17 protein-coding genes are annotated in these 17,192 nt (G+C 69.3%); 12 read left to right on the top strand and 5 right to left on the bottom strand.

Annotated features, from left to right (window positions below; translation table 11 throughout):
• Positions 1 to 48: 48 nt before the first annotated feature.
• Complete coding sequence (locus FHU39_RS11805) at positions 49 to 1,737, bottom strand: APC family permease (RefSeq protein WP_183320547.1); 1,689 nt, start codon at positions 1,735 to 1,737, stop codon at positions 49 to 51.
• Between the two features lie 122 nt (positions 1,738 to 1,859).
• Here FHU39_RS11805 and pyrH point away from each other — a divergent pair, with 122 nt between their 5' ends.
• The 4 genes from pyrH to rlmN all read left to right on the top strand — a co-directional run bounded on the left by pyrH (position 1,860) and on the right by rlmN (position 5,320).
• On the top strand, positions 1,860 to 2,591 hold the full coding sequence (gene pyrH, locus FHU39_RS11800; protein WP_183320546.1) for a UMP kinase: 732 nt from the start codon (positions 1,860 to 1,862) through the stop codon (positions 2,589 to 2,591).
• Between the two features lie 83 nt (positions 2,592 to 2,674).
• Positions 2,675 to 3,241: a ribosome recycling factor gene (gene frr, locus FHU39_RS11795; protein ID WP_183320544.1), complete on the top strand. Its 567-nt coding sequence runs from the start codon at positions 2,675 to 2,677 to the stop codon at positions 3,239 to 3,241.
• A 22-nt stretch (positions 3,242 to 3,263) separates the two neighbouring features.
• Positions 3,264 to 4,154 (top strand): phosphatidate cytidylyltransferase, encoded by an 891-nt coding sequence (locus FHU39_RS11790; RefSeq protein ID WP_183320542.1) that lies wholly within the window; start codon positions 3,264 to 3,266, stop codon positions 4,152 to 4,154.
• A gap of 2 nt (positions 4,155 to 4,156) precedes the next feature.
• Complete coding sequence (gene rlmN / locus FHU39_RS11785; protein WP_183320540.1) at positions 4,157 to 5,320, top strand: dual-specificity RNA methyltransferase RlmN; 1,164 nt, start codon at positions 4,157 to 4,159, stop codon at positions 5,318 to 5,320.
• A 7-nt stretch (positions 5,321 to 5,327) separates the two neighbouring features.
• On the opposite strand, the gene FHU39_RS11780 is transcribed toward rlmN, so the two are convergent.
• On the bottom strand, positions 5,328 to 6,005 hold the full coding sequence (locus tag FHU39_RS11780) for a hypothetical protein (RefSeq protein ID WP_183320538.1): 678 nt from the start codon (positions 6,003 to 6,005) through the stop codon (positions 5,328 to 5,330).
• Between the two features lie 151 nt (positions 6,006 to 6,156).
• Here FHU39_RS11780 and FHU39_RS11775 point away from each other — a divergent pair, with 151 nt between their 5' ends.
• The 3 genes from FHU39_RS11775 (at position 6,157) to FHU39_RS11765 (ending at position 9,917) form a co-directional block, all read left to right on the top strand.
• Positions 6,157 to 8,307 carry a sensor histidine kinase gene (locus tag FHU39_RS11775; RefSeq protein ID WP_183320536.1) on the top strand — a complete coding sequence of 717 codons (2,151 nt, stop codon included), beginning with the start codon at positions 6,157 to 6,159 and terminating at the stop codon, positions 8,305 to 8,307.
• Positions 8,300 to 8,998 (top strand): response regulator transcription factor, encoded by a 699-nt coding sequence (locus FHU39_RS11770; protein WP_183320534.1) that lies wholly within the window; start codon positions 8,300 to 8,302, stop codon positions 8,996 to 8,998. Before FHU39_RS11775 ends, FHU39_RS11770 begins: the two co-directional genes overlap by 8 nt.
• A 70-nt stretch (positions 8,999 to 9,068) precedes the next feature.
• Positions 9,069 to 9,917, top strand: coding sequence for a phosphatase PAP2 family protein (locus FHU39_RS11765; RefSeq protein WP_183320533.1), 849 nt, complete (start codon positions 9,069 to 9,071; stop codon positions 9,915 to 9,917).
• On the opposite strand, the gene FHU39_RS11760 is transcribed toward FHU39_RS11765, so the two are convergent.
• Together FHU39_RS11760 and FHU39_RS11755 are read right to left on the bottom strand one after the other, a co-directional pair.
• Positions 9,874 to 10,887: a helix-turn-helix transcriptional regulator gene (locus FHU39_RS11760; protein WP_343065837.1), complete on the bottom strand. Its 1,014-nt coding sequence runs from the start codon at positions 10,885 to 10,887 to the stop codon at positions 9,874 to 9,876. The genes FHU39_RS11765 and FHU39_RS11760 overlap by 44 nt on opposite strands.
• On the bottom strand, positions 10,869 to 12,032 hold the full coding sequence (locus FHU39_RS11755) for an LOG family protein (protein ID WP_183320531.1): 1,164 nt from the start codon (positions 12,030 to 12,032) through the stop codon (positions 10,869 to 10,871). Before FHU39_RS11755 ends, FHU39_RS11760 begins: the two co-directional genes overlap by 19 nt.
• Positions 12,033 to 12,201: 169 nt before the next feature.
• On the opposite strand from FHU39_RS11755, the gene FHU39_RS11750 reads away from it, so the two are divergent.
• The 5 genes from FHU39_RS11750 (at position 12,202) to FHU39_RS11730 (ending at position 16,112) form a co-directional block, all read left to right on the top strand.
• A complete protein-coding gene (locus FHU39_RS11750; RefSeq protein WP_183320530.1) occupies positions 12,202 to 12,639 on the top strand; it encodes a hypothetical protein in 438 nt (145 codons plus the stop codon).
• Positions 12,640 to 12,944: 305 nt separating this feature from the next.
• Complete coding sequence (locus FHU39_RS11745; RefSeq protein WP_183320528.1) at positions 12,945 to 14,105, top strand: AAA family ATPase; 1,161 nt, start codon at positions 12,945 to 12,947, stop codon at positions 14,103 to 14,105.
• 45 nt (positions 14,106 to 14,150) lie between these two features.
• On the top strand, positions 14,151 to 14,786 hold the full coding sequence (locus tag FHU39_RS11740) for an SIMPL domain-containing protein (protein ID WP_183320526.1): 636 nt from the start codon (positions 14,151 to 14,153) through the stop codon (positions 14,784 to 14,786).
• 93 nt (positions 14,787 to 14,879) lie between these two features.
• Complete coding sequence (locus FHU39_RS11735; RefSeq protein ID WP_183320524.1) at positions 14,880 to 15,482, top strand: hypothetical protein; 603 nt, start codon at positions 14,880 to 14,882, stop codon at positions 15,480 to 15,482.
• A 102-nt stretch (positions 15,483 to 15,584) separates the two neighbouring features.
• Positions 15,585 to 16,112, top strand: coding sequence for an NUDIX domain-containing protein (locus FHU39_RS11730; RefSeq protein WP_183320522.1), 528 nt, complete (start codon positions 15,585 to 15,587; stop codon positions 16,110 to 16,112).
• Here FHU39_RS11730 and FHU39_RS11725 read toward each other — a convergent pair.
• On the bottom strand, positions 16,097 to 17,188 hold the full coding sequence (locus FHU39_RS11725; protein ID WP_183320520.1) for a winged helix DNA-binding domain-containing protein: 1,092 nt from the start codon (positions 17,186 to 17,188) through the stop codon (positions 16,097 to 16,099). The genes FHU39_RS11730 and FHU39_RS11725 overlap by 16 nt on opposite strands.
• Between the last annotated feature and the right edge of the window lie 4 nt (positions 17,189 to 17,192).

The following is a 17,192-nucleotide window of genomic DNA, read 5'->3' as shown; positions in this document are numbered from 1 at the left end:
AGCGCAGCGGGGGCCGCTCCGCGACGGAGCCCGGGTCGGTGGGGTCCATCAGTCCGTGGGTTCGACCTTGCTCAGGATGTCGGTGTCGTCACCGGCCCGGCTGCGCAGGACCTCGAGCAACCGCTCGTGGCCCGACAGGTACGTCGTGCCGGCGCGCACGCCCCACCAGTAGAGGAACAGGGCACCCACGGCGACGATGACGGAGTCCCACGGGGCGGGGATCGCGCGGGACCCGCCGTACGTGCCCAACGAGGCGACGCCGTAGGTGAAGATCAGGTAGACCACCAGCCAGATGCCGCCGTTGAGGTCGCCGGAGTCGCGCTGGCCGCGGATGAACGAGACGGCGAACCACACCAGCCCGATGCCGATCGGGATGAGCGTCTTGAGCAGGGTGTCCCAGTCGGTCCACAGGATCACCAGCGAGCTGACCATGAACGCGATCGGTGCGACGACCGGCATGCCGCGCAGCCGCTGCGACCGGCCGCCGAGGCCGACGTTGCGGAAGACCAGCAGCGACACCGACCCGATCGAGAACGTCATCGCCACCAGGGCGCTGAGCACCTCGACGATGTCGTGCCAGCTGGGCAGCAGGATCATCATCGCCGCGCCGAGCACGAAGTTGACCAGCATGGCGACGACCGGGACCCCGGTCTTGTCACTGACCTTCATCACCGCGCGCGGGAAGAAGCCGTTCTTGGCCAGCCCGAAGACGTTGCGGGCGTTGGCCGCGGTGTAGACGATGCCGCTGCCGGAGGGCGAGATCGAGGAGTCCGCGATCAGCAGCCAGGACAGCCAGGTGAACCCGAGCATCTTGGCCAGGTCGGCGAACGGGGAGTCCAGGTTGACGCCGTGCCAGCCGGTCGCGCCCGCCAGTTCGCTGCCCGGCAGCGAGCCCAGGTAACCCAACTGCAGGCCCAGGTAGAGCACGATCGTGAAGCCGATGGTGACGACCATCGCGCGGGGGATGTCACGGCGTGCGTTCGCCGCCTCCCCGGACAGCTCGATCACGTTGCGGAAGCCGGTGTAGGCGAACACCAGGCCGCCGGACGCGATCGCGCTGAACGCGGCGCTGATGCCGTAGGGCGCGAAGCCGTGCGCACTGATGTTGTGGCTGAGGCCGCCGGCCTTGTCGTTCGCGCCGAAACCGCTGGCGAGCAACAGGATCACGGTGATGATCGGGATACAGATCTTCACCGCCGTGACGATGTTGTTGGACCGGGCGAACGACTTGACGCCGAAGTAGTTGAGTATGACGAACAGGGCCATCAGGAGCACCGCCACCAGCGTCCCCAGCGCGGTCAGCTTGCCGGCGCCGGAGTCGTAGACGCCGTGCCACCACTTCGAGGCGTACTGCACCACGGCGGCCGCCTCGCTGGGCGGGTTCGCGACGTACGCCAGCCACATCGCCCAGCCGACGATGCTGGCGGCGAGCCGCCCGTTGGAGTAGAGCGGGTACCGCACCAGCCCGCCGGACTCGGGGCGCACCATGCCGAGCTCGGCGAACACCAGCGCGATCATCAGCATCAGCGCACCGGCGATGATCCACGCGATGATGGCGGCCGGACCTGCCGTCTGGGCGGCATACATCGAGGAGAACAGCCAGCCGGAGCCGATCACGCTGCCGACACCGGCCGCCATCAGGGACCAGAGCCCCAGCTCCTTGCGAAGCTTGCGGTCCTCGCTGTCCGCGTCCGCCTGCTTGCTGATGTCGCTCTGTGCCGTACCGGTGCTCCCCATCGGTTCAGTATGTAATGCCGACCCGGGCGCACGGTGGAAAAGCGGTCACCCGCCCGATCCGCGGCGCAGCACTCTGTGGCAGGATCAAACGACCGCTTTTCCGACCACCGGAGGCCGTGCCTATGACCGATCCTTCCGTCCAGCCAGAAACCCCGCAGCGGGTTCTGCTCAAGCTTTCCGGAGAGGTTTTCGGCGGCGGCAAGATCGGACTGGACCCCGATGTGGTGCGCGGCATCGCCGAGCAGATCGCGGTCGCGACCGGGGCCGGTGTCCAGATCGCCGTCGTGGTCGGCGGCGGCAACTTCTTCCGCGGCGCCGAGTTGCAGGAGCGCGGCATGGACCGCACCCGGGCCGACTACATGGGCATGCTGGGCACGGTCATGAACTGCCTGGCCCTGCAGGACTTCCTGGAGAAGGAGGGCATCGACACCCGGGTGCAGACCGCCATCACCATGGGGCAGGTCGCCGAGCCCTACATCCCGCGGCGCGCGATGCGTCACCTCGAGAAGGGCCGCGTGGTCATCTTCGGTGCCGGTGCCGGCATGCCGTTCTTCTCCACCGACACGGTCAGCGCCCAGCGCGCCCTGGAGATCAAGTGCGACATGGTCCTCTACGCCAAGAACGGCGTCGACGGGGTCTACACCGCGGACCCGAAGAAGGACCCCACGGCCACCAAACTCGACACGGTGACCTTCCAGGAGGCGCTGTCCCAGAACCTGCGGATCGTCGACGCCGCGGCGTTCAGCCTGTGCATGGACAACGAGCTGCCGATGCGGGTCTTCGGCATGGAAGGCGCGGGCAACATCGCGCAGGCGTTGCAGGGTGAGAAGATCGGGACACTGGTGAGCGCCTGACGCCGCTGCCGGTCCGCCCGGCCGGACGCGTTTAGACTCACGCGACATACCCCCACGCACCACGAGAAGAAGGTCACGACATCATGGACGGCAGCATCGACGAGAGCCTGTTCGAGGCCGAGGAGAAGATGGAGAAGGCGATCGAGGTCGCCAAGGAGGACTTCGCCTCGATCCGCACCGGCCGCGCCAACGCCGCGATGTTCAACAAGCTGCTGGTCGACTACTACGGTGCGCCGACTCCGCTGCAGCAGCTGGCGTCCTTCCAGACCCCCGAGGCCCGCACTGTGCTCATCCAGCCCTTCGACAAGAGCGCCATGGCCGGCATCGAGAAGACGCTGCGGGAGAGCGACCTGGGCGTCAACCCCAGCAACGACGGCAACGTCATCCGGGTCGTGCTGCCGGCGCTGACCGAGGAGCGTCGTCGTGACTACATCAAACTCGCCCGCACCAAGGGCGAGGACGCGAAGGTGTCCATCCGCAACATCCGCCGCAAGGCCAAGGAGGACATCGACCGCGCGGTGAAGGACGGCGACATCGGCGAGGACGAGGGCACCCGGCACGAGAAGGAGCTGGAGGCCACCACCAAGAAGCACGTCGACCAGGTCGACGAGCTGCTGAAGGGCAAGGAGGCCGAGCTCCTCGAGGTCTGAGGCCGCTCGCGAAGCCACCACGATGTCTGAGCCCAGGTCACGTCGGGCTGCCCGGGAAGCACGCAAGGCGACCACGGGCGGTGCGGCCGCCCACAATCCGACGCCCCGCGCCGGGCGCAACCTCTACGCCGCGATCGGTGTCGGGGTGCTGCTGGGTCTCATCGTCATCCTCAGCCTGTTCCTGAAGAAGGAGATCTTCGTCGGGGTCGCGATGGCGGCGGCGGTCATCGGCTGCGTCGAACTGCTGCGCGCGCTGACCCACGGCGAGCTGCACCCGCCCGCCGTACCGACGCTCGTGTCGGCTGCCGCGATCCCGCTGATCGCCTACGTGTGGGGGGCGTCGGCGCTGGCGTTCGCGGTCGTCGTGGCCGCGCTGCTGACCCTGGTATGGCGCTCGCTGGACCACCCCGACGGCATGCTGCGGGACATGGCCAGCGGATCCCTCATCGTGCTCTACGTGCCGGCACTCGTCGGCTTCGCAATGCTGCTGCTCGCGCAGGACGACGGCCCGCAGCGCATCGTCGTGTTCATCCTGGTCACCATCTGCAGCGACATCGGCGGCTACATCGTCGGGGTCGTCGCCGGCAAGCACCCGATGGCGCCGAGCGTCTCCCCGAAGAAGTCCTGGGAGGGTTTCGCCGGCTCGGTGACCGCGTGTGTCGTCGGCGGCGCGCTCGGGGTCTGGCTCATCCTGGACGGCCGCTGGTGGGTCGGTGCATTGCTGGGCGCTCTCGCGGTCGTGGCGGCCACCGTCGGCGACCTGTGCGAGTCGATGATCAAACGCGACCTCGGCATCAAGGACATGAGCAACCTCATCCCCGGCCACGGCGGCCTGATGGACCGGCTGGACTCGCTGCTGGTCGTCGTACCCGTCGCCTGGGCCGTGCTGACCCCCCTGGTGGCGGTGACCTGACCATGACAGACCTGCCCGATCCCACGACCCGTCGCCCGGTCCCCGGCCAGCTCACCTTCAAAGCGCCACGCCGCGGCAAGCCGCCCCAGCACCTCGCCGACCTCGACGAGGCGGGCCGCAAGGCCGCCGTCGAGGCACTGGGCCACAAGGGCTTTCGTGCCAAGCAGCTGTCGACCCACTACTTCGAGCACTTCGTCGACGAGTCGGCCGAGATGACCGACCTGCCGGCCGCCGGGCGCGCCGAGCTCGTCGAGGCGATGCTGCCCCAGCTGCTGACCCCGGTGCGGGCGCTGCACGCCGACGACGGCCGCACCATCAAACAGGTCTGGCGGCTGTTCGACGGTGCGCTGGTCGAGTCGGTGCTGATGCGCTATCCCGGCCGGGTCACGATGTGCATCTCCAGCCAGGCCGGCTGCGGGATGAACTGCCCGTTCTGTGCCACCGGGCAGGGGGGTCTGACCCGCAACCTGACGACCGCCGAGATCGTCGAGCAGGTGGTCGCCGGTGCGCGCATGCTGCGTGCCGGCGCGCTCGCGGGTGGCGACGACGAGTCGCGGGAGACGCCGCTGCGCGTCTCCAACGTGGTCTTCATGGGGATGGGGGAGGCGCTGGCCAACTACCGCCAGGCCATCAACGCCATCCACCGGCTGGTCGACCCGGCACCCGCGGGGCTGGGTATGTCGGCCCGGCACGTCACCATGTCGACCGTCGGGCTGGTGCCCGCCATCGACAAGCTTGCGGCAGAAGGGATCCCGGTCACGCTCGCGCTGTCGTTGCACGCCCCGGACGACGAACTGCGCAACGAGCTGGTGCCGATCAACACCCGCTGGAGTGTCGACGAGGCGCTGGACGCCGCCTACCGCTACTACGAAACCACCGGCCGGCGGGTCTCCATCGAGTACGCGCTGATCAAGGACATCAACGACCACGCCTGGCGGGCCGACCTGCTCGGGGAGAAACTGCGCGCTCGCGGCAAGGGCTGGGTGCACGTCAACCCCATCCCGCTCAACCCGACGCCCGGGTCGAAGTGGACCGCGTCCCGCAAGGGTGTCGAGCAGCAGTTCGTGGAGCGGTTGCGCGCCCACGGCATACCCACCACCATCCGGGACACCCGCGGCTCCGACATCGACGGAGCCTGCGGGCAGCTCGCCGCCTCGACCGCCTGAGCCACTACTACAGTATCCCGGCCTCCGACCGGGGCCGGGAGTGTGCGAAGGACGCCCTGAGCACCCAGAGCCCGGACGCCACCGCCCACAAGCCCAGCGGCGCGTCGCCGATGAACAGCAGCGAGTCGTGGGAGTTGGGCCACAGTGCCACCGCGGGCCCGGAGCAGCCGAAGACGATCCCGCCGACGACACCGAGGATCGCGATCCACGGGTTGCCCCACCGGCGGGTCGCGCCGCCGCGCAACGCCATCACCGCCACACCCCAACCGAACAGCGGGGTGTAGATCGCCTGCAGGACCACGTGGGTGTCGAACAACGGTGTCGGCCCACCCGTCAGCAGTGCGTGCGCCTCGGAGGTCATCGCGATGTGGAACGCCATCTCCGCCCACGAGATCACCATGCCGACCAGCGCCACGACCGTGGCGGTGTGCAGGATCCGGTCGGTGCGGATGTCCTGGTGCCGCAGCATCAGCACCAGGCCGGCCGTCATCACCACGATCGCCACTGCGAGCACAGCGTGCGTGGAGTCCCAGCGATCACTGTCGGACAGCAGGTTGCCCTCCAGGGTGTGCAAGTTCTCGTCGAGCGGGCCCTTGGGGTGGATCTGTCCACCGATGAAGACCAGCGCACCCGCGCAGGCCATCACGATCGGGGCAGTCTTGGATGCGGGCGGATGGGCGTTCATGCTGTCTCCTCGGTTCGATGCGGCATCGGTCACCCTCGAAACGCTAAGAGTCGCAACATATTCGGCGGAACCCAGCGCACGTCCGACTTCGGGTGCGGGCTGCCTCAGCCGCGCCTGAGGAAAACCTCCGGGCGGTCCGGTGGACTTTCCGATGGACCGGCGGCACGTCCGGGTGCACTCTGAAGAGGTGCGATGGTCCGCGGCGTTGCGGCGCCCATTGGTATGGCTGGCCGTTGCCGGGGCCGCCGGCCTGATCGTCGCTGCGGTCTGGGGCGTGCGGACACCCGGCCCGTTCGGGGTCAAACAGCCGCAGGTGTGGACGCTCGCCGGGCTGCTGCCCGGCTACCTCACCGGCGTGGCGCTCACCTGGCTGCGGGCGGGTGAGCGCATTCCGCGCCTGCTGCTCGCGATGAGCTGCTGCATGGCGGTCGCGACGGCCCTGGGCACCGCGTCCAGCACCTTCCTGGCGGGTCACGAGCCCTGGGCGTGGCTGGCCGTCGTCGCCGAATACGTCTGCGACATCGCCGGACCCGCCGCGATGGGTGCCATGTTCCTGCTGTTCCCGGATGGCGCGGTGCGCCGCGGACACGAGCGTGTGGTGCTGCGCGTGTTCGGCTGGTCCGTCGGTGTGCTGCCGGTGTTGTTGGTCCTGAGCAATGCGACGTTGCCGGCACCGGTGTATGCCGCGAGCCGCGCCGACACGGTGCCCGGTCTGTGGTCGTGGACGCCGCTCGCCTTCGCTGCGCCGGCGGTGATCGTCAGCTACCACGTGGCGACCCAGTTCGGCCTGGTCGGAGCCGCGCTGCTCGTGGTCCGATATCGGCGGTTGCCGCATCGTCAGCAGTTGCAGACGTACTGGTTGTTGCTCGCGGCACTGGCGGTTGGCGCGGACGTGGTGCTCGTGCAACTGCTCACGGCATACGGCCTGTTGCCCCACACGATCCAGGTCACCACCTTCTACGCCGTGTGGGTCCCCGCGTTGGCCTTCGTCCCGGTCGCGATCTGGATCGCGCTGCTGCGCCACCGGTTGCTGGACATCCGCCTGGCCGTGCGGCGTTCGGTGGTCTACGGAGCCGTGAGCGCCCTGATCGGGGTCGGCTGTCTGCTGGTCGCGACCGCGCTCGGGGTGACCGCGGGTCGCCGGCTGCCGTTGCTCGCGACCGTCGTGGTCACGATCGTCGTGGTGCTCGCGCTCGCACCGGTGCGCCGGAGGCTGGACCGGTGGGCCAGTGCCCGCGTCTACGGGCAGCGGCCGTCCGGTCCGCAGCTGCTGGGTGCCTTCGGCGAGGCGCTGGAGCACGCGGCCGACCTGCACGAGCTGGGCCCGCGTGCCGCCGCGATGATCGTCGACGGACTCAGCGTGACCTGGGCCAGGTTGCTGCTCGTCCTGCCCGGCAGCGCCGTGGCGGAGGAGATCGGTGCCGCCGGCGCGGTGGCGGACGGGGACGATGTGGTGGACCTGTCGATCGACCTGGTGGACCGGGACGACGTGGTGGGTCGGATCGAGTGCGGCCCACCGGTCCACGGTGGCTCGCTGAGCGAGGACGACCGCCACCTGTTGGTCACCGTCGCGCGGCAGACCGCCCTCGCCGTCCGCGCAGCGCACTTCGCCGCCGAGCTCGCCGCGCAGCTTGCCGAGACCAGGCGGCAGGCTGAGGAGCTGGTCGAGTCCCGCCGTCGGTTGGTGCACGCCCAGGACACCGAGCGGCGACGGCTGGAACGCGATCTGCACGACGGGATACAGCAAGAGGTCGTCGCGGTCACCGCGCAGTTGCGGCTCGGTCTGAACCAGTTGACCAGGGACGCCGCGGCCGCCCGCCGCACCTTCGAGGAGGCCCGGCTGGCGGCGACCGAGATCCTCACGGGGTTGCGGGAGCTGGTGCAGGGAATCAGGCCGCCCGTGCTCGCCGACCGCGGATTGCTCGCTGCGGTCGAAGCACGGGTGGCGAAACTGCCGATCGGCGTGGTGGTCGAGGCCGGCGAGCGAATGCGCACGACACGCCTGGAAGACCAGATCGAGTCGACGGCGTACTTCGTGGTGGCCGAAGCGCTGACGAACGTGCTCAAACATGCCGGCGCGCACGAGGTGCGCGTGGAACTGCACACCGACGGGGAGCGCCTTCGGCTGCGGGTCAGCGACGACGGGGCCGGCTTCCTGGCCGCGGACACCGTGGGGACCGGCCTTGCTGGGCTGGCGGATCGGGTCGGTGCTGTCGGCGGCGTCCTGCACGTGCAGTCCGCCCCCGGCCGGGGCACCCAGCTGGAGGCACTCCTTCCGATCGGCGCGGCAGCCGATGCCTGAGCCGCTGCGGGTCGTCGTCGCCGAGGACAACTACCTCGTCCGCGAAGGTGTGCGCCGGCTGTTGGAGGAGTCCGGGGAGGTGACGGTCGTGGCCACGGTCGGCGACAAGCTGCAACTCCTCGACGCCGCACGGACCCTGCGACCGGATGTGGTCGTCAGCGACATCCGGATGCCCCCGGACCACGGGATGGAGGGGGTTGACGCTGCGCACGACATCCGCCGCCAGGATCCGCGGACCGGGGTGGTGATCCTGTCGCAACACGCGGACGAGGCCTACGCGTTCGCGCTGTTCGAGTACGGCACCGCCGGGTTGGCCTACCTGCTCAAGGACCGCGTCGGCGAACTGGACGAGCTGATCGGCGCCGTCCGCGCGGTCGCCGCCGGCGGCTCGGTCGTCGACCCGCTCGTCGTGGAGTCGATGGTCGCCAGCCGGGTGCGGCGCAGCCGGTCGCCGCTGCGGCTGCTCACCGCCCGCGAGACCGACGTGCTCCGGCTGATGGCGCAAGGGCGCACCAACCGGGGAATCGCGAGCGACCTGTGCCTGTCGGAATCGGCGGTGGAGAAACACGTCAGCGCCATACTCACCAAACTCGACCTGTCCCGTGAAGCGAGCACCGACCGGCGGGTCAACGCCGTCCTCACCTATCTGCGTGAGCACGCCGACCTGCGTCCGCCGACCGAGCTGCCGTAGCCCGCGCGCTGCCGGGCCGGGCAGCGTTGGCGCGGTCGGCTAGCCTGACCCGGCGACCATGTTCTCCTCGATGCCCAACCTCATGCTGACCTGGCGCCAGGCCCTGGTGCTCGGCCTGGTCCTCGGCGTGCTCTGGCCGGTGCTGCGCAAGCGGTTGCCCGGGCTGGCCACGTTCTGCAGGGAGGCGTCGATCATCGCGTTGCTCTTCTCGTTCTGGCAGATCATTCAGATGGTCACCTCCAGTGACGGCGGGGACGCGATCGGTCGGGCGCACTGGATCGAGCGGGTGCAGTCGGCGATGTTCTTCCCGAACGAGCGCAGCGTGCAGGACCTCATCCTGGGGCACCCCGACGTCGTGAAACTCGCGAACCTCTTCTACGCGAGCATGCACTTCACGGTGATGGGGATCTTCCTGCTGTGGATGTATTTCCGGCACCGTGACCGTTACCCGGCGGTGCGCACCACGATCGCGCTCAGCACCCTGGGCTGTTTCCTCGTGCAGTTCCTCGCGGTTGCCCCGCCGCGGCTGCTGCCGGGGTATGTCGACACCGCCGAGGTCTACGGCCAGTCGGTCTACAACGCCGGCTTCTCCGTGGACAACTTCGGTGCGATGCCGTCCGTGCACGTGCTCTTCGCGGCCGTGGTCGGGTGGTACACGTGGCGGGTGAGCACGTCTCGGTGGCGTTTCGTCGGGCCGTTGCACTTCGTGCTCACGGTGTTCGTCGTGGTCGCCACGGCGAACCACTGGTGGCTGGACGGCGTCGTCGCGATCGCCATACTCATCGCCGCGGCATGGCTGCGGCACGGGGTGCTGGCGGCATGGCACCGCTGGCGGGACGGGCAGGGTGACGCGACGGTGCTGGCGCCGGAGCCGGTCACTGCTCCTTCGGGGACGCTGATGGGTGAATCGCACCGATGACGTACGCGATCGCCGATCGTTGCGCGATCCCCAGCTTGCGCAGGACGTTTCCGACGTGCACCTTGACGGTCTTCTCCGAGATGAACAGGCGTTCTGCCAGCTCGCGATTGGTCAGGCCGTCCACGGCGATCAGCGTGGCGATCTCCAGCTCCCGGGTCGTCAGCCCCGCCGTGTTGTCCTTCAGCGCCGGGTCGTCGGGGTGGGTCGTCGCCAGCGTGTCGGCGAGCCGCATGTGCAGCCGCTCGCCGCATGCCTTGGCGTCCTCGATCAACCGGGTGGCCTCGGCGAGCTTCGGGTCGTCCGGCAGGTCGATAGCGCGCAGCGCCAACCGCAGCCGCTCCAGCTCCCCGGTGAGTGTCCGGAGCATCTCGGTCTCGTCCCTCGGGCGGGTGCTGTCCAGCTCGGGGTAGAGCTCGTAGAGGCCGAGGTCGTCGGCGAAGCTGCGGTCCTGGGTCATCTCCCAGACCAGGGCCTTGGCCAGCCACTGCAGGGCCCGCACGATCTCGTCGTCGTAGGTGCCCGCGACGGTGCTCTCGACACACATCATCCCGAGCACCTCCTCGGTCTCGGAGTGCCGCAACGGCACCACGACGACGTCCATGACGGGGTTCTCCGTGGTTTTCCAGCCCATCCGCGCACGGCGTCCGCCGTCCTGCCCGAAGCGGTAGATCTGCCCGGTCGACCGGATGTACTCCGACAATCCATTGGGGCCGAACTGCTGCACGTCGGCGCTCAGGAACTGTTTGTTGTCAACGCAATAGGGGATCGACAGGGTCGTCTTGCCGATGTAGTGGCCGACGTAGAAGGTGTCCACCCGGGTCAGTGCGCACATCGCCGCGCGGCAGGCCGCGTAGCGGGTCATCATGTCGCCGCGGTCGGAGGAGCGCATCCGCCGGTCGGCGGCGCGCAGCACGGAGACCGCGAACGGCGAGAAGCTCAGGTCGGAGGGCGTCACGGGGTCGTCGGCCACCGGTCCTGGTCACCTCCTGACGGCTGATCGATCGAACGCTGTGTGTCACCTATGCGACCAATTGTGCGGCAAGCGCTGTCCACGTCGTCAACGAGGTGTATGGCGCCCGCCATGACGCGATCCGCTGCCAGGGCCTGCAGCGCGTCCCAGACCGGGACGTTGCGCTGCCAGTGCTCCCTGCCCACCAGCACCAGCGGTGGCAACGGTACCGCCCCGTCAGCGTAGTAGAGCGCCGTCGCGACCTGGAAGATCTCCTGCACCGTCCCGGCGGCGCCCGGCAGCACGATGATCCCGCCGTTGCAGACCTTCAGCAGGACGTCCTCGCGCAGGGCGTTGGAGAAGTACTTCGCCGTCCGGTTGCCGAACGCGTTGGGCGGTTCGTGGCCGTAGAACCAGGTCGGGATGCCCAGGCTGCGCGGGGCCCCGGTGTCCGAGGTGACCCGATCACGCACCTCGAAGGCCACCGTCGCCCACGCGGTGATGTCGGGGCGGAACGACGGCACGGTGGCCAGTTGGGCGAGTGCCGGCTCCAGGAGATCGGGATCGACGCACAGCGCGCCGAGGTTCGCGGCCTCCATCGCGCCCGGCCCGCCGCCGGTCGCCACCAGTGCCCCGGTCGACGCGAGGGAGTGACCGAGGTGCGCGGCCTCCGCGTAGTCGGCCGAGCCGCGCGCCACCGCGTGGCCGCCCATGACCCCGACCACCCTTCTGCCGCGGACGAATTCGGCGAGTGCGTCCCGGACACTGTCGTCGTGGATCGCCCGCAGCAGGGACGAGTAGACGTCCTGTTCGGAGTCAGGGTCGAGTGACCACTGGTAGGTGCGGGCGTCGGGTGTTGCGACATACCCGCCGTCGCGCAGTCCGGCATACAACTCACGGGGCCGGTAGAGGTGGGTGCGCCAGGCGTCGAAGGGCACGCCGGGGTCCGCCGGGAAGACCAGGGCGCCGTGCAACCGCAGGTGGCGGTGCAGCCGGTCGCTCATCCGTCCGCCGAGCACCACCACGCCGGTGAAGTCGTCGATGGCCATCAGTTGCGACTCGACCTCGGTCAGGTCCAGGTCCTGCAGCCGCAGGTCCTGCACGGAGCTGCCGTCGGCGAGCAATCGCCGCAGTTTCGCGAGGGATTCGACTTCGCTGGTGGACATCCGTCGATTCAATCGGATCCCCTCGGAGATCGAGGTCACGATCCGGTCACAGGTGCGAAATCGTGCCAACGGAGTGGGAGACTGAGGCGTCTTCCACACGTGTCGGGCGTGACCGCGCTCGACCGACTCGGGGTACGCGGCGGATGCCGCGGAAAGGAAGGAACGTCACATGAAGCGCACCACGGTCACCGTCACCATCGGAGCACTTCTCATCGCCGGCACCGCAGCGGTTGCGCCGGCCCAGGCGTCGGCGCTCGGGCGGCACGCACCGTCGGTAGTCGTGCCGGTGGCGCACGTTGCGACGACCGCACACCGGGCTGCCGCCACCGACGAGCAACGCATCACCACCGCGATCCTGCACAGCACGCTGCTCGGGGTCGTCAAGCCGAGCAACGTCGCGGTCAGCAAGATCCGTTTCGCCGGCGCCGACCGCAGCTGGGCCGGTGCTCTCGCCACCCCGAAGAACGGTCAGACCGACCCGGCGCAGGTGTTGCTGCAGAAGACCGCCGGCGGATGGGCGGTCCGTGACCTCGGCACCTTCAGCGTCGGCTGCGGCATCGCGCCGGCGTCGGTGCGCACCCAGCTCGGCCTGCACGGCCCCTGCTGAGTTCTTTGCTACGACTCCTCGCCGGCCGGACCCGGTGTGCCGCTCGCACGCTCGCGAACACCGGCTCCGGCCCGGTCGTCCTCGCGGCGCATCCCGTGCGCGCGGCGCATCCCGTGCACGCAGCGCTCTCCATGCCGAGAGGCTCAGTAAACGCTTGAGGGGGCACGAAAACCGGGTCTTCCGGGGCTGGGTTTCGTGTCCTCTGGGCGTTTACTGGGCCTCTCGGTGAGATGGTTGGCCGCGGATCGGGGCGTCGTTGTCACCGGGGGTCAGTAGTTTCGACGCATGATCAGTAGCTTGTCGTCATGATCACCACCCTGGCCGTGAGCGGTTACCGGTCACTGCGGGACGTTGTCGTCCCGCTCGCGCCGCTCACCGTCGTGACCGGGGGCAACGGCAGCGGCAAGTCCTCGCTCTACCGTGCGCTCCGGTTGCTGGCCCGGTGCGGGCAGGGTCAGCTGATCGGCTCCCTCGCGCGGGAGGGCGGCCTGCAGTCCGTGCTCTGGGCCGGGCCCGAGTCGCTGGCCGGTGCCCGTCGCGGCGCACCCGTCGAGGGCACCGTCCGGAAGGGTCCGATCAGTCTCCGAATGGGTTACGCCAGTGATGATTTCGGCTATCTGACCGATCTCGGGCTACCGCAACCGACGGGGCTGCCGACCGCGTTCCAACGCGACCCGGAGCTGAAGCGCGAGCTGGTGTTCGCCGGGCCGGTGATGCGGCCGGCGACGACGTCGGTCCGGCGGCGTCGTGGTCTGGTCGAGGTGCGTGACAGCCGCGGCTGGGTGGAGGTGCGCGACGGGCTCCCGTCATACCGCAGCGTGTTGCGGGAGTATGCCGACCCGCAGGTCGCGCCCGAAGTCTTCGCTGTGCGCGAGCAGATCGGTTCGTGGCGGTTCTACGACGGGTTCCGGGTCGATGCGGACGCTCCCGCCCGGCGGCCGCAGGTCGGCACGCGCACGCCGGTGCTCGCCGGGGACGGCTCGGATCTGGCGGCCGCGGTGCAGACGATCCTGGAGAGCGGCTTCGACGAGCTGGAGCGGACGATCGCCGACGCGTTCGACGGGGCCAGGCCGCAGGTGCTGATCGCGGACGGGCTCTTCGACGTCGCCATCGCCCAGCCGGGCATGCTGCGGCCGCTGCGTGCCGCGGAGCTCTCCGACGGCACGCTGCGTTACCTGCTGCTCGCGACGGCGCTGCTGGCCGTGGATCCGCCGACGCTGATGGTCCTCAACGAGCCGGAGACCTCGCTGCACCCGTCGCTCATCGCACCACTCGCGCGGCTGGTCGCGGCGGCCGCGCAACGTTGCCAACTCGTCGTGGTGACCCACTCGGAGCAGCTCATCGACGAGTTGCGGGCGACGGACGACCGCGTCGGTGAGGTCGTGCTCACCAAGAATCTCGGCGAGACCGTCGTCGAGGGACAGGGCCTGCTGACGAAACCGTCGTGGGAGTGGGGATCGCGCTGAACCATCTTCCGCGCTGAAGCGCTCCCGGTGATGCAGACTGGCTGTATGGCTGAGGAACAGAGCGGGGTGACGGTCGTCGGGGTCGGCGTCGTGCGGGTGCCGACGACCGAGGCCGCGGTGCGGCTGCTGGTCGAGCGCCGGGAGCCGCAACCCGGTGCCGCGATGCGGGAGGCCGCCGCGGTGGTGGCCGCGGCGTTGGAGGTGTTGCGCTCTGCCGGTGTGCCGGACAAGGACGTGCGCACCGCAGCCGTGAGCGTGTCGCCCAACAAGGTGTGGGCCGACGAACACGAGCAGATCCAGGGGTATGACGCCCAGCAGCGCCTGCACGTACGGGTGACCGACCTGGACGTCCTTGACCAGCTGCTAGGCGGGCTGGTGGACCGGTGCGGCACCGCGTTGCAGATCGACGATCTGTCGCTGAGTGGTGAACCGACCGCTGCGGCCAGGTCGCTCGCACGCCGACAGGCGATCGAGGATGCTCGCGAGAAGGCTTCGGACTACGCAGAATTCACCGGCCGCACGCTGGGGCGGGCCGAGTCCGTCGACGAGACACCGGACGCGCAGCGTCCGCTGCCACCCCCGCGCGGCCGGATGGCGATGGCCGCTGCGGCGTCCATGCCGATCGCGCAGGGTGAGGACACGACGACCGTGACGGTCCGGGTGCACTGGCAGTTCGAGTAATCCGCGGATCGAGGCAACCATCCCCGGGGGTCGGGCGTCCTGGAGGTGTGGGGGCATCACAGGGGAGCCCTCCGGACACAGGGGAGAAACACCATGTCATCACACGTGATTCGTCGCGCCTTCGTCACGACCGCGGTCGCCGCCGTCACCGTCACCGGGGTCATGACCGGGGCGAGCGCGCACGCCGAGACCACGGCGCGGGCGCCATACAAGATCCCGAGCGTGCAGCCGAAGACGATCGGCGGCGAGAAGGTGCAGTACGACGGCGGGCAGTACGCCGACATGCCCGCCATGCAGGGCGCGATGTCGTGCGATCCGGGCAACCCGAAGGGGATTCGTCCGGTGGCCGGTCGTGACTGGATGTATTACGACCCGGCCAACGACTTCTCCGGGAAGAGCGCCGATCTGGTGATCACCGGCTGGGAGAGCGGCGCCGCGGCGATGAAGGCGATCTCGAACGACGGCACCCAGTGCGTGCTGCTGGACGGCTGGCGGCAGGTCGCGGCGACGCCCGGCTACAAACTCTTCACGAACGGTGTTGCGTATGACGCGGTGATCCGGGTCGGAAACCTGCTGGTGTCGGTCGAGGCAGAGGCGCCCAGCGGAACCCCCGCGCAAGCCAAGCAGATCGCCATGTCGGGCGCGTCGCGTGCGGCGGTGGACCTCGCGTTCGACTACCCGGCCGGGGCCCGCTGAGCGGTCCGCGAACGCAGGGTGGTGTGTGGCTTACAAGGAAAGCCACACACCACCGTCTCGCCTGCGCAGGCGCCGCCCGCCGTGCCGGTAAGTTCGCGAATCGTGAGCGATGACGATCAGGGCCGTGGGCACGGCGTGGTGCTGGCGACCGATTCCCACGGCAACGAGCTATTGACAGTCGAGTTGGGGCCACCTGCTCATATCGCGGCAGAGGCGCCGCTCACAGGTGCGCTCGTTGTCGTTACGGGAGTTCATGGCGTTCTACTCGTGCACGACGTTTGGCGCGATCAGTGGGAGCTGACCGGCGGAGGGATCGAGGACGGGGAATCGTCGATGCAGGCAGCGCAACGCGAGGTATGGGAGGAATCCGGGCAGCGCGTCAGCAGGCTCGAGCAGGTCGGACGTGCAATGTTCAGGTTGTCAGCAGGGCGGCTCGAGCGCGCGGATCTGTTCACGGGTACGGTGCAGCGCATTCTGCCGTTCACCGGCAATGACGAAACGGACGCCATCCGCTGGTGGGATGGTAGGAGCGAGTTCGATGGCCTGGGACCGATCGACGCGGAACTGGTCCGCCAGGTGCGACGCGACCTGAAGGGAATTTCTCGCCGCCGACCTCAGTCGAACGGGTAGCGCGCCGCGAGCCGTGGGACCGCGCGTTCGGCGCGTCTCGACAACCGGGCGGCGAAGGGCGAGACCTCGACGAGCGGACCGTCCTTGCGGGTGCCGCGACGCCAGGTCGCGACGGCATGGCCGCCGTCGACGACCGTTGCCTTGAACATGCCGTTGCCGCCGGGGACCACCAGGTCCGCGTGCCCACGATCGAGCGTCGGTGTGCGGTCGGCATAGCCGAGCAGCAGCTCGTCGAACGCGGGCATGAGAACCGATCGCAAGGTGACGTCTCGCGAGTCCTCCCACGCCGCAAGGGTTTCCGGCGCCAGGAAGTATGACGTGCCGTCCACGACCAACTCGTCGAGCTCCGCCCGCACCGTGTCCCACACCGGTGCGAGGTCGCGCTGCAGCACTCCGCTCCACCAACGGAAGTCGGCGATCGTCGCCGGCCCGTGTGACCGGAAGTAGCGAAGCGCCCAATCGGCAACGTTCGCAGTGCGATCCACCGGCCGTGAAGTCTCTATCCAGTCGTCGAACAGGACGAAACGCTGCTGCCGGCCGACGACCGGACCCAGCACCAGGTGGGTCTGCAGGCACAGTGTCTGCACCAGGTGCGCGCCGCGTTGGGCGCCGGTCGCGATTCCGTGTTGCTCCCAGAGCGCGAACAACCCGGCGCGATCCAGCCCGCGGCCGCCCTGCAGCGCCGCCGTGGTCACCGACCGGGCTCGGTCGACGTCCCGCGGTGCGATGCCCAGCTGCTCGTGCCGGCGCCGGGCGGCCCGCTGGGTCGGTTCGGCGTTCAACGCCAGCATCCAGCGCAGGTCGGCAGGTTCGACGAGGTGCAACGTGCCGCGCATCGGCCACGAGCGGACGATCCGGCCCGCGTTGATCGCGACGTCCACCTCGGCGACGGTGCAGCCCGCGCGCAGTGCTACGGCGGACCGTGCCGAGCGAAAGTCCTGTGCCTGCAGGCAGGTCAGCCAGCGGACAACCTCAGTGGGAGGCGTCTGCGAGGCGGGCGCGAGCCGTTGCGCGACCAGACGCAGCCGGGAAAGCTGACGTCGCACAACGGGCTTCGCCGATCCGGTGCTGGTCATGACG

Origin of the sequence: Flexivirga oryzae, assembly GCF_014190805.1 — a bacterium.
In the GTDB taxonomy this organism is placed as follows: domain Bacteria; phylum Actinomycetota; class Actinomycetes; order Actinomycetales; family Dermatophilaceae; genus Flexivirga; species Flexivirga oryzae.
Note: the sequence above shows the minus strand (reverse complement) of the source record. Positions and strands in the feature narration are given on the sequence as shown.

Bases quoted from the DNA above. Each gene is read 5' to 3' on its own strand.
- FHU39_RS11805 (WP_183320547.1), bottom strand. From the start codon at position 1,737: ATGGGGAGCACCGGTACGGCACAGAGCGACATCAGCAAGCAGGCGGAC.
- pyrH (WP_183320546.1), top strand. From the start codon at position 1,860: ATGACCGATCCTTCCGTCCAGCCAGAAACCCCGCAGCGGGTTCTGCTC.
- frr (WP_183320544.1), top strand. From the start codon at position 2,675: ATGGACGGCAGCATCGACGAGAGCCTGTTCGAGGCCGAGGAGAAGATG.
- FHU39_RS11790 (WP_183320542.1), top strand. From the start codon at position 3,264: ATGTCTGAGCCCAGGTCACGTCGGGCTGCCCGGGAAGCACGCAAGGCG.
- rlmN (WP_183320540.1), top strand. From the start codon at position 4,157: ATGACAGACCTGCCCGATCCCACGACCCGTCGCCCGGTCCCCGGCCAG.
- FHU39_RS11780 (WP_183320538.1), bottom strand. From the start codon at position 6,005: ATGAACGCCCATCCGCCCGCATCCAAGACTGCCCCGATCGTGATGGCC.
- FHU39_RS11775 (WP_183320536.1), top strand. From the start codon at position 6,157: ATGGACCGGCGGCACGTCCGGGTGCACTCTGAAGAGGTGCGATGGTCC.
- FHU39_RS11770 (WP_183320534.1), top strand. From the start codon at position 8,300: ATGCCTGAGCCGCTGCGGGTCGTCGTCGCCGAGGACAACTACCTCGTC.
- FHU39_RS11765 (WP_183320533.1), top strand. From the start codon at position 9,069: ATGCCCAACCTCATGCTGACCTGGCGCCAGGCCCTGGTGCTCGGCCTG.
- FHU39_RS11755 (WP_183320531.1), bottom strand. From the start codon at position 12,032: ATGTCCACCAGCGAAGTCGAATCCCTCGCGAAACTGCGGCGATTGCTC.
- FHU39_RS11750 (WP_183320530.1), top strand. From the start codon at position 12,202: ATGAAGCGCACCACGGTCACCGTCACCATCGGAGCACTTCTCATCGCC.
- FHU39_RS11745 (WP_183320528.1), top strand. From the start codon at position 12,945: ATGATCACCACCCTGGCCGTGAGCGGTTACCGGTCACTGCGGGACGTT.
- FHU39_RS11740 (WP_183320526.1), top strand. From the start codon at position 14,151: ATGGCTGAGGAACAGAGCGGGGTGACGGTCGTCGGGGTCGGCGTCGTG.
- FHU39_RS11735 (WP_183320524.1), top strand. From the start codon at position 14,880: ATGTCATCACACGTGATTCGTCGCGCCTTCGTCACGACCGCGGTCGCC.
- FHU39_RS11725 (WP_183320520.1), bottom strand. From the start codon at position 17,188: ATGACCAGCACCGGATCGGCGAAGCCCGTTGTGCGACGTCAGCTTTCC.